This window comes from Sinosporangium siamense, from assembly GCF_016863435.1.
Taxonomy (GTDB): domain Bacteria; phylum Actinomycetota; class Actinomycetes; order Streptosporangiales; family Streptosporangiaceae; genus Sinosporangium; species Sinosporangium siamense.
In genome coordinates, this window is sequence record NZ_BOOW01000030.1 from 286,914 (window position 1) to 300,337 (window position 13,424).

At 66.9% G+C, this 13,424-nt stretch carries 15 protein-coding genes, 1 tRNA gene and 1 pseudogene; 10 read left to right on the plus strand and 7 right to left on the minus strand.

Annotation, left to right across the window (positions count from 1 at the left end; all coding sequences use genetic code 11):
- Positions 1 to 55: 55 nt before the first annotated feature.
- Positions 56 to 493, minus strand: coding sequence for a GntR family transcriptional regulator (locus tag Ssi02_RS24020; RefSeq protein WP_239129496.1), 438 nt, complete (start codon positions 491 to 493; stop codon positions 56 to 58).
- A 77-nt stretch (positions 494 to 570) separates the two neighbouring features.
- Here Ssi02_RS24020 and Ssi02_RS24025 point away from each other — a divergent pair, with 77 nt between their 5' ends.
- The 7 genes and pseudogenes from Ssi02_RS24025 (at position 571) to Ssi02_RS24050 (ending at position 4,596) form a co-directional block, all read left to right on the plus strand.
- Positions 571 to 831, plus strand: a complete 261-nt coding sequence (locus tag Ssi02_RS24025; protein ID WP_204029448.1) for a hypothetical protein — start codon at positions 571 to 573, stop codon at positions 829 to 831.
- The gene (locus Ssi02_RS24030; RefSeq protein WP_204029450.1) at positions 828 to 1,142 is read left to right on the plus strand and encodes a hypothetical protein; all 315 of its coding nucleotides are present in this window, start codon (positions 828 to 830) and stop codon (positions 1,140 to 1,142) included. The genes Ssi02_RS24025 and Ssi02_RS24030 overlap by 4 nt, the downstream gene beginning before the upstream one ends.
- Entirely contained in the window at positions 1,139 to 1,264 is a 126-nt protein-coding gene (locus Ssi02_RS39400) for a hypothetical protein (protein ID WP_275410738.1), read from the plus strand. Before Ssi02_RS24030 ends, Ssi02_RS39400 begins: the two co-directional genes overlap by 4 nt.
- 723 nt (positions 1,265 to 1,987) lie before the next feature.
- A pseudogene (locus Ssi02_RS24035) lies at positions 1,988 to 2,158 on the plus strand (transposase); the annotation flags it as partial.
- Between the two features lie 277 nt (positions 2,159 to 2,435).
- Entirely contained in the window at positions 2,436 to 3,179 is a 744-nt protein-coding gene (locus Ssi02_RS24040; RefSeq protein ID WP_307825769.1) for a replication initiator, read from the plus strand.
- Entirely contained in the window at positions 3,172 to 3,357 is a 186-nt protein-coding gene (locus Ssi02_RS24045; protein ID WP_204029452.1) for a helix-turn-helix domain-containing protein, read from the plus strand. Before Ssi02_RS24040 ends, Ssi02_RS24045 begins: the two co-directional genes overlap by 8 nt.
- 198 nt (positions 3,358 to 3,555) lie before the next feature.
- Positions 3,556 to 4,596 (plus strand): site-specific integrase, encoded by a 1,041-nt coding sequence (locus Ssi02_RS24050; protein ID WP_204029454.1) that lies wholly within the window; start codon positions 3,556 to 3,558, stop codon positions 4,594 to 4,596.
- Positions 4,597 to 4,722: 126 nt separating this feature from the next.
- Here the strand turns inward: Ssi02_RS24050 and Ssi02_RS24055 are convergent, their stop codons facing one another.
- From Ssi02_RS24055 to Ssi02_RS24080, 6 genes are all read right to left on the minus strand, one after another.
- Complete coding sequence (locus Ssi02_RS24055; RefSeq protein WP_204029456.1) at positions 4,723 to 5,529, minus strand: hypothetical protein; 807 nt, start codon at positions 5,527 to 5,529, stop codon at positions 4,723 to 4,725.
- A 180-nt stretch (positions 5,530 to 5,709) separates the two neighbouring features.
- A tRNA-Thr gene (locus tag Ssi02_RS24060) sits at positions 5,710 to 5,786 on the minus strand.
- Between the two features lie 118 nt (positions 5,787 to 5,904).
- Positions 5,905 to 6,477, minus strand: coding sequence for a GTP-binding protein (locus Ssi02_RS24065; RefSeq protein ID WP_204029458.1), 573 nt, complete (start codon positions 6,475 to 6,477; stop codon positions 5,905 to 5,907).
- Positions 6,458 to 6,823, minus strand: a complete 366-nt coding sequence (locus Ssi02_RS24070) for a DUF742 domain-containing protein (protein WP_204029460.1) — start codon at positions 6,821 to 6,823, stop codon at positions 6,458 to 6,460. The genes Ssi02_RS24065 and Ssi02_RS24070 overlap by 20 nt, the downstream gene beginning before the upstream one ends.
- Entirely contained in the window at positions 6,820 to 7,227 is a 408-nt protein-coding gene (locus tag Ssi02_RS24075; RefSeq protein WP_204029462.1) for a roadblock/LC7 domain-containing protein, read from the minus strand. The genes Ssi02_RS24070 and Ssi02_RS24075 overlap by 4 nt, the downstream gene beginning before the upstream one ends.
- Positions 7,224 to 9,554, minus strand: coding sequence for a nitrate- and nitrite sensing domain-containing protein (locus tag Ssi02_RS24080; RefSeq protein ID WP_204029464.1), 2,331 nt, complete (start codon positions 9,552 to 9,554; stop codon positions 7,224 to 7,226). The genes Ssi02_RS24075 and Ssi02_RS24080 overlap by 4 nt, the downstream gene beginning before the upstream one ends.
- A 1,360-nt stretch (positions 9,555 to 10,914) precedes the next feature.
- Between Ssi02_RS24080 and Ssi02_RS24085 the strand changes: the two genes are divergently transcribed.
- From Ssi02_RS24085 to Ssi02_RS24095, 3 genes are read left to right on the plus strand one after another with little or no spacing between them, the layout of a single operon-like run.
- The gene (locus Ssi02_RS24085; RefSeq protein WP_204029466.1) at positions 10,915 to 11,637 is read left to right on the plus strand and encodes a hypothetical protein; all 723 of its coding nucleotides are present in this window, start codon (positions 10,915 to 10,917) and stop codon (positions 11,635 to 11,637) included.
- Between the two features lie 51 nt (positions 11,638 to 11,688).
- Positions 11,689 to 11,889, plus strand: coding sequence for an NfeD C-terminal domain-containing protein (locus Ssi02_RS24090; RefSeq protein WP_204029468.1), 201 nt, complete (start codon positions 11,689 to 11,691; stop codon positions 11,887 to 11,889).
- 33 nt (positions 11,890 to 11,922) lie between these two features.
- Positions 11,923 to 13,422, plus strand: a complete 1,500-nt coding sequence (locus tag Ssi02_RS24095; RefSeq protein WP_204029470.1) for an SPFH domain-containing protein — start codon at positions 11,923 to 11,925, stop codon at positions 13,420 to 13,422.
- Positions 13,423 to 13,424 lie beyond the last annotated feature (2 nt).

Below are 13,424 nucleotides of genomic sequence, written 5' to 3' on the forward strand. Positions count from 1 at the left end.
CCGTGTCCGCCTGGTGATTGGTGCCCACGGGGCAAGGCCATGTAGGGACTTGGCCCTACGCCTCGTTGTTGACCTTGATGATCGTTCGGTCTGCGGGAAGCAGGCGGGTTTCGCCGTTCGGTTCGGTGATGACCAAGATGGGCACGCCTTCGGCTACGCCGAGTTGCTTGCGCTCGGGTTCGGTCGGCATGCGGGCCGCCACCTGGGCGCTTGGGGCTATCTCGACGATGACGGCCTCGCCGGCGTCGCGGACTCGTGAGCCTCGGAGCTCGGTCACGATCAGTCCCTCTCCCCTGAGTACGGCCATGGCTCGGCGGACCGAGTCGCGGGAGATGCCGTGCTCGGCGACGTAGTCATTCTCGGCGGGCAGTCGCTGCCCGGGGCGGAGCTTTCCGTCTTCGATGTCCGTCCGGATCAGGTCGGCGAGCTGCTTGTAGACCGGGCGGTCGGCGCTGGGGTCGATGGCCATGGCATCGAAGCTACGTAGCAGCATACGAGCTTCCGATTGCACGTACATGCGTATGTAACTACATTCGAAGAGACGTGACCCCCTCTTGATGGGCTGGGCCTATGACGCTTGAGGAACTGACGATCCGGTACCCCGATTGGGTGATCTGGCGCGGCGCGGCCGCGGCCGGCCCCGGAGGCTGGTACGCCACCCGGCGCGGCGTCTTCCTCGACAACGAACAGCTCCACGCCGGAATGGCGCTGACGGTCAGCGGCGATGACGCCGCCGGCCTCATCCGGGAACTCCAGGAGCAACAGGAGATCGCCTCTCGGCTGGCCGCAGTGGATCCCGGGGTGACAAGCGCGGCGGGAGATGGGACATGACCGCGCTCCTTCACGATGGTGCGACCGCTGTTGCCATGGCCAAGGAACTCCGTACGGTGCTGGCGGATCACGGGATAGCGTCCGATGTCCACGACGGGTACGGGCTGGCGCTCGTGTCGATCTGGGTCGGCTTCGTCGTCTGGTGCGACGGAGAACGCTTCTGGTGGCGCACCGGGTGGAATCCTCGTCAGTACCGCCCCGTCTACGCCTGGCATCCGGCGATGGAGCCCGCTCGGGCCGCTCATCGGATCGCCCTGCATTACGCGGATTTCCGTAGGAGGGACGCGCAAGCGGGCGGGAGTGTCTCGTGATCGCGCTGGACGGGTGCCTGAGTCCGCATGTGCCGTTGCCGCAGCGGGAGCATGTGCGGCTCGTGTGGCGGCTGCCGAATTCGGCGTTGGAGCGGGTGCGGCCGGTGACCTGGACCTGTTGAAGCCGGGCCACGGTGTACGAGCTGTACGCGGGCGGGGGACGTGCGTTCCTGCGGCGGACGGTCCAACTCGACGGCGGGCACGAGGTTCACTAGACCTCGTCCATGTCGATCGGTGAAGCTCGGGCGACCTGGACGGCGCTGCTGTCTGGTAGAGCCCGTTAGACGGGCGTGGCGGCGTGAAAGGCCCTGGGAGGGGTCATGCCGCCACGCCTGCCAGGAGCCACGGGCAGGCTCCTGGCATCCTCCTCCCCCGCCCCGGGGCCACCTGCCCGTGTCCCGGCTCAGCCCCAAGGGGTCGGCCCTCGCCGGCGGTGTCCGTCCGTCCCCGGCGGACGCCGTCGATGTCGCCTACCCCGAAGAGGTCGGCCTCCGGGAAGGGCTAGGACGTTGCGGCAGTCAGCGGGGCGGGGGAGGAACGGACCTTACGAAGGGAGAAGACGAGAGGTGACAGTCCCACCGATGGGCTATGGGCTCTCCCCTGTCGACTGCTCGCACGCCTCGGTGCGCTGGACGGTCGACCCGCAAGGGATCTGGACGGGTGCCCGGTGCGACGGGTGCGGGACCTGGTGGCGGCTGGACCTGATCCCGCCGGACGTGGCGGCACGGCTCACGGGGGGCATGCCTCCTCGCGAGGCTGCCCGGCCGTTCGCAGCCGGTCGTAGGCGGTCATGATCTCCCGGGCCGCGGCGTCGGCGCTGAGTCGGTCGGTGTGGATGCGCAGATACCGCCGGCGACAACCCCGACCGGCTACGAAGCGAGGCAACCTTCGCCGCCCTATGCGGCGTCAGCCCGATCGAGCACTCCAGCGGCAAATCCCAACGGCGCCGGCTCAACCGCGGCGGCGACCGCGCCGCCAACTCCGCCCTGTGGCTCATCGCGCATGTCCGGCGTCGGGCGACGTGACGCCGTAGCGCGAGGGTGAAGCGCCGCCACAGCTCCGGGGACATGGCGTTGAACAGCACGCTTCCCGCGTAGATGCCTCTATGTCAAGCGGCTGCTGGGGAGGCGGGGTGGGTGGTTGGGGTCAGTGCGTTGATGATGTCGCGGTAGACCTCTCTGACGATGTAGCGCTTGAGTCGGCGCATGATGTCTTTGCGGTCGTTGCCTTGGGCGGCGCGTTTGGCCGCATAAGCGCGGGTTCGGGGGTCGTGGATGAACCGCCGGGCTGACCCTGCGGAAACTACGCGAACAGGCCATGATCTCGTTTGCTAAGGTCGCCGAGTACCAGCGGCGCGGCGTCGTGCACTTCCACGCCGTCATCCGCCTCGAAGGCCCCGACGGACCCACCTCGCCTCCCCCCGCCTGGGCGACCGTCGATGTCCTGGCGGACGCCGTACGGCACGCCGCCTCCGCCGTGGCCGTCACCGTCCCCGCCGCGGGCGACGAACCCGCGAGGGTGCTCCGGTGGGGCGCGCAACTCGACGTCCGCCGGATCGCCATGGGCGGGGACCTCACCGAACAGGCCGTGGCCGGCTACATCGCCAAGTACGCCACCAAGGCCGCCGAATGCACCGGCACCCTGGACCGGCGGATCAATCCCCTCGACGACCTGGACGCGCTCCCCCTGCGGGAGCACGCCCGGCGACTCATCGCCGCGTGCCTGCGCCTGGGCGCTTTGGAGGAGTTGGCCGACCTCCGCCTTGTCCAGTGGGCGCACATGCTCGGCTTCCGCGGCCACTTCTCCACCAAGAGCCGCCGCTACTCCACCACCCTCGGCGACCTCCGCGCCGCACGCGCCGACCACATGCGCGACGAGCAGATCAGCACTGGACGCCTCCCCCTCTTCGAGGAAGACACCGTCCTCGTCATCGCCCATTGGGAGTACGCCGGACAGGGCTACTCCGCGGGAGACGCACTCCTTGCCGCCACTCTCACCGGAAACCCCGTGCCTGACCCGAGGGGCATCCATGAATAGCCCCAAGCTGCTGACCGTCCCGCAGGCCATGGCCGCTCTCCAGGTCAGCCGGTGGACCCTATACCAGCTCATACGCTCCGGCGAACTCGACTCGATCGTGGTCGGCATGCGCTGCCGCCGCATCCCCGAATCCGCCCTCAGCGACTACGTGACCCGACTGTGCGAGGAGGCCGCCTAATGGGCAAGCGCGCGAACGGTGAGGGCTCGGTCTTCCCCTACAAGGACGGCTGGGCGGGCTACGTCTGGGTCACCACGCCGGACGGCAAGAAGACCCGAATAATGGGCCTACGGCAAGACCCGCGAGGAGACACACGAGAAGTGGCTCAAGCTCCACGACCTCGCGAACAAGGGGCCGGTACCGACCAAACACCCCACGATGGCTGCATACCTGACGCGCTGGCTGGCTGAAGTGATCGAACCCAACCGGGAGCCGACCACCTACGCCGGTTACGAGCCTCTGGTCCGGCTCTACCTGATCCCCGGCCTGGGCAGGAAGCGCCTCGACAAGCTCACGGTCCGGGACGTCCAAACCTGGATCAACACGCTGCCGACTCTGTGCACCTGCTGTGACCAGAAGAAGGACCACCGGCGCCCGGAGGATAAGCGGCGGTGCTGCTCCAAGGGGAAGTGCTGCAAGGACTACCCTTCCCGGAGCACGATCGCGAGTATCCGGCGCGTCCTGCGCTCCGCACTCGGCAACGCCATCCGCGAGGAGTTGATCTCCAAGAACGTCGCCGGGCTGACGGTCCTGCCCAACGCGAGCAAGACCAAAAAGGCCAAGAGCCACAGCGTGTGGAACGTCGACGAGGCCCGGCGATTCCTCGAACACGTACAAGAAGCGAAAGAGCCGCTCTACGCCGCCTACGTCCTGATCCTGATTCTCGGCCTGCGGCGGGGCGAGGTGCTCGGACTGACCTGGGACTGTGTCGACCTTGACGGCGAACAGCTCTGGATCTCCCACCAGCTCAACCGCGTCCGCGGGCAGCTCCTTCACCGGGACACGACCAAGACGGAGGACTCGACGGCGTCCCTGCCGCTCCTTGGCCTCTGTGTCTCGGCGCTCCGGGACCGCAAACGAATCCAGCAGGAGGCCCGTCATGACGCCGGAGCGAGGTGGAAGGACTCCAACCTCGTGTTCACCACGAAGAACGGCACCCCGGTCGAGCCACGTAACTTCTACCGGTCCTTCGAACGCTACTGCGAGAAGGCCGGTGTCCCCCGCATCCGGGTTCACGACACCCGGCACACTTGCGCATCGCTCCTGGCCGCCCTCGACGTTCACCCCCGCGTCGCGATGCGCATCCTCCGGCACTCGCAAATCTCGGTGACCATGAACGTCTATACGCAGATCCCGGCACCCGAGACGCGGAAAGCGCTGGATCGGCTGAATCAGAGCATCGGCGAGAGAATGTCATAGCGTGTCCTGATTGCTACACAAAACTACTACCCAGTACGCAAAAGGCCCTTCCGGATTACTCGGGAGGGCCTTCGACGTAGGGGCCACCTAGCGGATCGTGCCCTGACTTCTTGCAGCTAGGGCGCCTCAGTGATGCCTGGTAGCACGCTGCTCGTAGAGGCGGAACCCGTGATCGATGACGGCCACTGCGCCCACGGTAGTCCAGTACAGGTTGGAGATAGAGCCGGTCACCCTTGCTAGGGCAATGCCCTTTTCTCGCTGAATAATCTCCCTGTCCAGCAGACCAAGAGTTCCTGAAAGATCGCCATGGGCAAGGGAGCTACAGCCGCTCCAGATCACATCCACCATGTCCGCTCCCAGCGCCGTGTGATCCCCCGCTGTCCGTACGATGTCGCTGTACTGCGGCATCCGTAGAGCGGCCTTCCCCTCCTTAGCAGGAACGCCAGCAGCAATGACGAGATCTGTCAGCTGCTTCATACGCTCATCCTTCGTGCGGGCCGCTGGCTGCTTCACGACCTCACGAAGCCGCTCCGAGCGCTTCAACTCGCCAGCTTGCAGAGACAGCCGCCGCTTCACCCGTTCCAGTCGGGACGTGGGGCCGATCATCCACACAGCCCGTGCTCCGTTCTCAATAGCACCCCGAATAAGCGACGACTGAGCGTGCGTGTGGATACTGACAGAGGCGCGGTCTTTCTCCATCTCAACGATGAGCGAAGATCGCAAACAGTTGAGATGATCCACTGCGACCGTAAGCGCGTGACGGACGCTGTGTGAGATTTGGTACGGGTCAGTCTTGGCGTCATCACCGGCAAGAGCGCTGCCCGACTGGACATCCCAGAGGGGAGAAGAAGCGCCGGTCAGCTCCTCCCAAGGCTTCGCTCGGTCTAAGAGCTTTAGTAGCTCTTGTAAATCTTGCGCCTCGTCCGCGTTCATGCCTCGCAGCGTACGCGGGGGACCTGGCGCCCAACGACTGAATTTTTCGCCAAATGCACGATCCCCACTGCCTTTCACCTTGTCCACCCCGTCGACCATGGGGAAGATCGGGTTGCTGTACAGCGCTGCTGTACGGACACGACAAAGGCCCTCCGGGATCATCCCGGAGGGCCTTCGACCTGGAGCCGCCTTCGGGATTCGAACCCGAGACCCCTTCATTACGAGTGAAGTGCTCTGGCCGACTGAGCTAAGGCGGCGTGGTCGCAAAGGTTTCCTACGACCGGCTTTAGGATACCAGCCCCCAGCCCCCAGTGGGGCAAGCCGGGAGATCACCGCCCTCAGGCCCCCGAGGTGGGAGAGGCCTGAGGGGGATGGTCAACGGCTGATCGTGAGCTGGCGGAGGGCGTGTTCGACCAGCATGACCAGGACCGACTTGGCCGAGGCGCGCTGGCGGACGTCGCAGAGGAGGACGGGGACCTCGGGGTCCAGGTCCAAGGCGATGCGGACGTCGTCGGCGTCGTACTGGTCGGCGCCTTCGAAGCAGTTGACGGCCACCACGAAGGGGGTGCCGCGCTGTTCGAAGTAGTCGATCGAGGGGAAGCAGTCGGTGAGGCGGCGGGTGTCGGCCAGGACGACCGCGCCCAGGGCACCGTAGCTGAGTTCGTCCCACATGAACCAGAAGCGTTCCTGGCCCGGGGTGCCGAACAGGTAGACGACCAGCCCATCGCGGATGGTGATGCGGCCGAAGTCCATGGCGACCGTGGTGGTGGTCTTGCCTTCGACGCCGTCGGTGTCGTCGACGCCGACGCCTCGGTCGGACAGCACCTCCTCGGTGCGTAGGGGCCGGATCTCACTGATCGCACCGACCAGTGTGGTCTTCCCGACGCCGAAACCCCCAGCGATGAGGATCTTGAGCGCTACGGGTTCGTCAGAGAGCCCGAAGTCCATTGATCACTTCCTTGAGAATGCGCTCGCTTGGTCGTGGCGCCGCTGACGCGGGCGGTGCCACTCTGATGAGACCGTGGTCTCGGAGGTCGCCGAGGAGGACGCGCACGACGCCGACCGGGAGGGTCAGGGAGGCGGCGAGGTCCGCGACCGTGGTCGTGGTTCGCGCCAGGCGCAGGATGCGTTCCTGCTCGGGGCCGAGGGTGGTCTCATCGTTTGGCTCGGCGCGGATGGTGGTCACCTGCGCAATGAGGTCCAGGTCGTCGGCGGAGGACCTGGTGCGCCCACGGGTGAGCGCGAATGGCCGGACCACCGGTCCGGCCGCCTCGTCGAGCCATTCGAATGTCACGGAGCCGTCCGCGGGTTGGTCGAGATGTGCTGGCCGACTCGTTTGACCAGCATGGCCATCTCGTAGGCGATGTGGCCCACATCGGCGTCGGCGTCGGCTAGGACGGCGAGGCAGGTGCCTTGGCCGGCCGCGGTGACGAACAGGAAGGCGGATTCCATTTCAACGATGGTCTGGCGTACTTCGCCACCGTTGAAATGCCGTCCGGCGCCCCTGGCGAGACTCTGAAATCCGGCGGCGACGGCCGACAGGTGTTCTGCGTCCTCACGGCTGAGACCTTTGGAGAACCCGACGGCCAACCCGTCCGTGGACAGGATCACCGCCTGCCGTACCGCCCCCACCCGGGCGGCGAGGTCGTCCAGCAGCCAGTTGAGTTCGCCGGAGTTTGTCGACGAGTGCCCGGTCATTCCTCCCCCTTCTCCCTTGTGGTGTTGTGTGCGTAGTCTGCGGCTTCACGTCCCCGCCGCGCTCCTTGCTGAAAGGCAGAGAATAGGGCGCGGACTTCATCAGGGGAACGCTCTGGGGTAGGTTCACCTGATTTTTCCGTCGGCCCGGCCGGTTGATTCTCTACCGGTTCAGCAGAATCAGCGGATTGGCGAAGTTGTGGGGCCAAGTTTGCCTGCCGTACTCGGCGTGGCAACCCGGCGTGGGTGCCGTGGGGGACGGCGCGGTCGCCGTTGACCACGGCGAGTGAGGCGCCGCCGCGCTTGGCGGTCTTGGGCGCGCCCTCTCGGGGCCGCTCCGAGGCGCCGGTGGCGAGACCGGCGGAGGTGCCGTTGCCGGCGCTCGTGAGGACCGGGCGGCGGCGCTGGGTCAGCTCGGGGATCTCCGGCCCGTCGTCGATCTTCGGGACCTCGGTGATGAGGGCGCGGGGGATGAGCACGATGGCGACGGTGCCACCGTACGGAGAGGACCGCAGCATGACCCGGATCCCATGGCGCGCGGCGAGCCTGCCGACGACGAACAGGCCGAGCCGGTCGCTGTCGGCGAGATCGAACTCGGGTGGAGTGGCGAGACGTTCGTTGATCTGCTCGTAGGCGCCGGGGGCCAGCCCGAGCCCGCGGTCCTCGACTTCTACGGCGAAGCCGTTGGCGACGCTGTCACCCCGGACGTCCACGGCGCTCTTCGGCGGAGAGTAGACCGTGGCGTTTTCCATGAGTTCGGCGATGAGGTGGATGAGGTCGGCCACCGCCGCGCCGTTGACGGCGATGTTGGGCATTTGGGCAATGTTGATCCGCGTGTAGTCCTCGACCTCGGTGGTCGCGGCGCGCAGCACGTCGATGACGGGCACGGGCTGCCGCCAGGCGCGGCCCGGGGCGGCGCCGGACAGGATGATCAGGCCTTCGGCGTTGCGCCGCATGCGGGTGGTCAGGTGGTCGAGCCGGAACAGCTCGTCGAGGCTGTCCGGGTCGTGTGTACGGCGCTGCATGCCGTCGAGCAGCGTGAGCTGCCGGTGGAGGAGTGCCTGTTTGCGGCGGGCGAGGTTGAGGAAGACCTGGCCGACGCCGCGGCGCAGGTTCGCCTGGCCGACGGCGGCCTCGACGGCGGTGCGCTGGACCGAGCTGAAGGCGTTGGCGACGTCGGCGATCTCGGTGGAGCCGCCCGCGGTGATCGCCGGCGCCTCGATCTCGATGTCGACCTCGTCGCCGTTGCGGAGACGTTCGACGAGGAGGGGCAGCCGGTGGTCGGCCAGTTCGACGGCGGCCTTCTGCAGCCCGGCGAGTTCGCGGGCGAGGCGCCTGCCGAAGCGCACCGAGATCAGGATGGAGGCGATCACAGCGACCAGGCCGAGGCCGCCGGCGACGGCGATGCGCGCGACGATGCCGCCCGCGACGCCGCCGGAGCGTTCGGTGAGGGTCTCGGTGGAGGTGACGGCGAGTTCGTCGAGGGTGCGCAGGACGTTCTCGATGGTGGTGGGCCACAGTTCGGAGTCGCCGGGCAGCGCGCCGGTGCCGCTGATCGACGCGATCTTCTGCTCCATCTCGACGAACTGCCGGAACGTCGGGGAGTTGAGCGCCTCCTGGTAGGGGCGTCCGAGCTCGGTGTCAAGCGCGGAAAGTCCGCGGGCGTGGAGGAAGCGGCGGGTTGAGACGTACTCGGTGAAGGCGTCGTGCTCGGCGGGCACCATCTTCTTGTCGACGAGGATGCCCGAAACCAGCGCCTTCTCCCGGGAAATGATCTCTCGCGCGTTGTTCATCGAGGCCAGGGCGTTGGCCTGCTGGAAGAGCGCGAGGTCGGGGATGGCGATGATCTGATCGGCGAGGCGGAAGAGCGCGTCGTGGATCCGGTTGTAGTCCGCCAGCATGTCGAGGCGGTCGCTCTTTCCGCCGTCCATGCTTTCGCGGATGGTGGGGAGTCGCTTGAGTTCGTCCCGCAGGTAGAACAGCGCGGCCCGGGTCTGCGGGTTGATGATCTCGATGCTCTCCGGGGTGAACGCGGTGTCGACGAAGCTCTTGATCGCGTCGTCGGTGCGTTGCCGCTGAGCGCCGAGGCCGGTGGTGAGCTGGCGTGAGCTGATCTCCACGGCGGACTGCATGCGTTCGGCCTGGAGCTCCGTGGTGAGGTTCGCGGAGGCCATGCCGATCGTGTTGTAGAGGGTGTCCGACCTGGAGAGGGCGGCTCCGTCTCCTACCGTCAGATTTAGGACGAACCCCCACAAAGCGCTCAGCGACAGGAGGGGCAGGAGCAGCAGTAAGAAGATCTTGAACCGAATCGACCGGTCTCGAGAACCCATGCCCACTCGTCCCAACCTATGAGTGCGTGGAGGATCACATCGCATCTCACATATCTGTGTAAATGCACCTCCGGAAGATCGCATAGGAGACTAGCATCAATTAAGGTTCTGGCGCATTGGGCCACGTGCAGCTTTAGAGGGATTGCGCCCGGCTTGTCGGGATTTTCGGTCGTGACTCCTGGGGGATTGAGGTCCGGCCACACACTCGGGATGCAGCGGGCTACGGCGGCCGGAAAGGCGTTTCTCCTGCTCCGGGGGCTCCAACCCGGTGAGATCTTGGCAAGGCGACTCCTGACAGACTCGGTCAGGATGGCCATAGGTCACATCTGGGGCTCAATGATGGTGGCTGCCGCACATGCCGGTCACGCCCTGGGCCGCACTGGGTCCCACCTGCCCGGCTGGCGGGGATTTCGGGCTGCTGTGCGCCTCCCTGCCTTGCCTGCTGGAGGCTTCCCAGCCCGGTGCCCGCACTAGGCGGCCAGGGGCCTGCCGAGGGTCATCTGGGGGCGCTTGAGCGGGTCGCCTATATCGGCTCTTCTCATGGTCCGGGCTCCATCGCGTCACATGCCCGGCATCTCCGCATTTCCGCCTGTCGCCGCATCCATCACAGGCGTCACGCCTCCCGTTGGGGCGGGAGAGGCGGGGCGGGTACGGCAAAGCCTGCCCCTCACGGGCCTCCCATTGGGGCGGGAGAGGCGGGGGAGGCGGGGGAGGCGGGGGAGGCGGGGGAGGCGGGGGAGGCGGGTACGGCAAAGCCTGCTCCTCACGGGGCCTCCCGTTCGGGCAGGAGAAGCGGGAGAGGTACGGCAAAGCCCGCCTCTTGGCCGGGCAGGTAGTCGGCCTGGTCTTCGGCGTCGCGGACGTCGGCCGGCGACGGCGCCGGACGCCGCGGGCGCACCCGCACCAGCGGCGGCGGGCGGGGTGACGTGGGCGGCAGCCGTAATCCGCTCTGCGAAGGGGTTTCTCCTCAGGTTTCTCCTCGCGATTCACAGACCTGCCTGGCGCATTCTCCTTCCCAACCTGCATCAGGCCCTTTCGTCGCATATGTCCAGCTAGAAGCCTCGCTAGGCGTCCCAGCGTCAAATATCGCGACACAGGGCCCAGCGGTGCGATAAGCCGCCAATATGGGCCCAGCAAATCAACCACCGCCGACCCGATTGTGCAACATTCCCCTCGGCCTGTTTCTCGATAACCACGAAACCGCATAACGTGCCTCTTGGCGCGCTTCCCGATGTCTCCCAGATGCTTTTCAGGCGTCCGGCCGATGGACAGCCGGTATTAAGGCCGACAGCAAGGTCGGAATCCGGCCCCAAAACCCCTACACGCCACCCAACCAACGAATAAAAAAGGAACCAAACCCGTGAAACTCACCTACAAGACAATCCCCGCACTATGCCTAGTCACCCTCACGGCCACCGCCTGCGCGGCGCATAACGCCGCCCCCGCGAAGCCCGCGAACAGCCCCACAACCTCCGCCGTCGCCCAACCCCCCGTGCCTCCGGCGGTCGCCAAGGCCGCGCGTGCTCTCGGCGCCGGCCTCCTGGCCTCGGTCGACGGGATGAAAAAGGTCTACGGCCCTGAGTCGGGCGCCTTCGGCGGCCTGACGGCCACCCGGCGCGGTCTGGAGGCGATGGCCAAGACCAAGGTGGACAAGCCGGGCTGCGCCACGACGGGGCAGTTGGACGCGCAGGCTCCCGCCGTACGCGACGCGCCGGCGGCGGTGGTCTCCTTCATGTCGAAGTCGCGCACGATCACCGAGGCGCTGATCGAACTCCCGGAGAAGGACGCGGTGAAACGTTTCCCGGGCCTGCAGCCCGGTTGTGAGAAATACACGTTGAGCAGCGGCGATGCGAAGATGACCTACACGACACGCCCGGTTGAGCTGCCCCGGCGCGGGGACCGGGTCAGCGCCTTCCTGACGTCGGTCGAGGGGACGGGGATCGATCTGAAGTTGGGATCGGTGGCGCTGCGCCGCGGGAACGTTGTGATGAGCCTGCTCGTTGTCGGGTCAAAGGTCGACAGAAAGGATTTGCTCGATCAAACAGACAAAGCCTATGCCGCCCTGATCAAGGTGGTGAAGTAGCATCTAAAGCGGTAATGTCGCCTTCGGTTGACGGGGCGACGGGGAGATTCTGTGGTCGGTAAGCAGGGCAGAGTCACGGGGAAGATTGGACCTGGCCTGGTCGGGGAAGTCATGGTCGCCGTCCGCGGGGGAGTCGAGGCGTTCTACGCGCACCCATCGCTCCCCGATGAGGAGATTTCCGTCGGCTCCATCGTGGTCGTCGTCGAATATTACCCGCCGCGCACCGTCTACGTCGCTCGCGCGATCCTCTGATCCCCCCTTATCTCCCCCCATCCGGAGGCTTCCATGTCCCTGGAAATCATTCTCACGATCGGCGCGGTGCTCGTCGCCCTTGTCGTGTTGCTCGTCCTGTTCAAGACGGTTTGGCGGGTAGCCGAGCCAAACGAGGCATTGATCATCTCCGGGCTCGGCGCGCGCGGGCGCAACGAACTGGCCGACAGCCTGGGATTCAAGATCGTCACAGGTAAGGGCACAGCGGTCATGCCCGGCTTTCAGACCGCGAGACGACTCAGACTCGACAGCCGCGCCGCGAACCTGAAGGTCCACTGTGTCACCCAGCAGGGCATCCCCGTGCAAGTGCGCGGCGTGGTGATCTACAAGGTGGGTGACGACCTCTCGTCCATCGCCAACGCCGCGCGCCGTTTCCTCGACCAGCAGGACTCCATGAACGGCGCCATCCACGAGCTCTTCACCGGCCACCTGCGCTCGATCATCGGCAACCTGACGGTCGAGGACCTCATATTGAACCGCGAACGTCTCACCGGTGAGACCCGCAGCAGCGCCGCGGACGAGATGAGCAAACTCGGACTGGTCGTCGACTCTCTACAGATCCAGGAGATCGACGACGAGACCGGCTACATCACCAACCTCGGCAAACCGCACGCCGCCCGAGTCGCCGCCTCCGCCCGCATCGCCGAGGCCCAGCGCGACCAGGAGGCCACCGAGGCCGAGCAGGTGGCCGTGGCCAACAAGGCGATGGCCACGCGCGACGCGCAGATCAAGCAGGCGTCCTACCAGGCCGAGATCGACGAGGCGCAGGCCAGGTCACGCCAGGCCGGCCCGCTGTCGGAGGCGACGGCCCGGCAGGAGGTCGTCGTGCAGGAGACCCGGGCGGCCGAGCTCGAAGCCGCCCTCGCCGAGCAGCGTCTCCAGGCGCAGGTGCGCAAGCCCGCCGACGCCAAGGCGTACGAAACCGTCACGCTCTCCCAGGCGGAACGTGACGCCCGCATCGCCCAGGCCGAGGCGGAGGCCAAGGAGACCGAGCTGCGCGCGGTAGCCCAGGCATCCCAGGTCAAGCAGGCCGCCGCCGCGGACGCCGAGTCCGTGCGGCTGCGCGGTGAGGCCAGCGCCGCCGCCACCAGGGCCACCGGTGAGGGTGAGGCGATGGCCGCCAAGGCGAAGGGACTCGCAGAAGCCGAGGCGGCGCGGGCGAAGGGCCTGGCCGAGGCCGAGGCCGCGAAGGCCAAGGGGCTGGCGGAGGCCGAGGCGATCCACGCCCGCGCCGAGGCTCTCGCGCAGAACCAGGAAGCCGTCATCGCCCAGCAGCTCGCCGAGAACTGGCCGCACATCGTGGCGGCGGGGGCCAAGTCGTTCGGCAACGTCGACCACATGGTCGTGCTGAACGGCGCCCAGGGCATCGAGGAGATGCTCGCCAAGGCCCTCACGCTCGGCGGCACCGGCTTCAACCTGGCCCGCAGCCTCCTGTCCAACGCCGCAGGCGGGCACCCGGAGCCGACGCAGAACGGCACAGCCGCCGACACCGTGACCCCGATCAAACCCGCCTGACG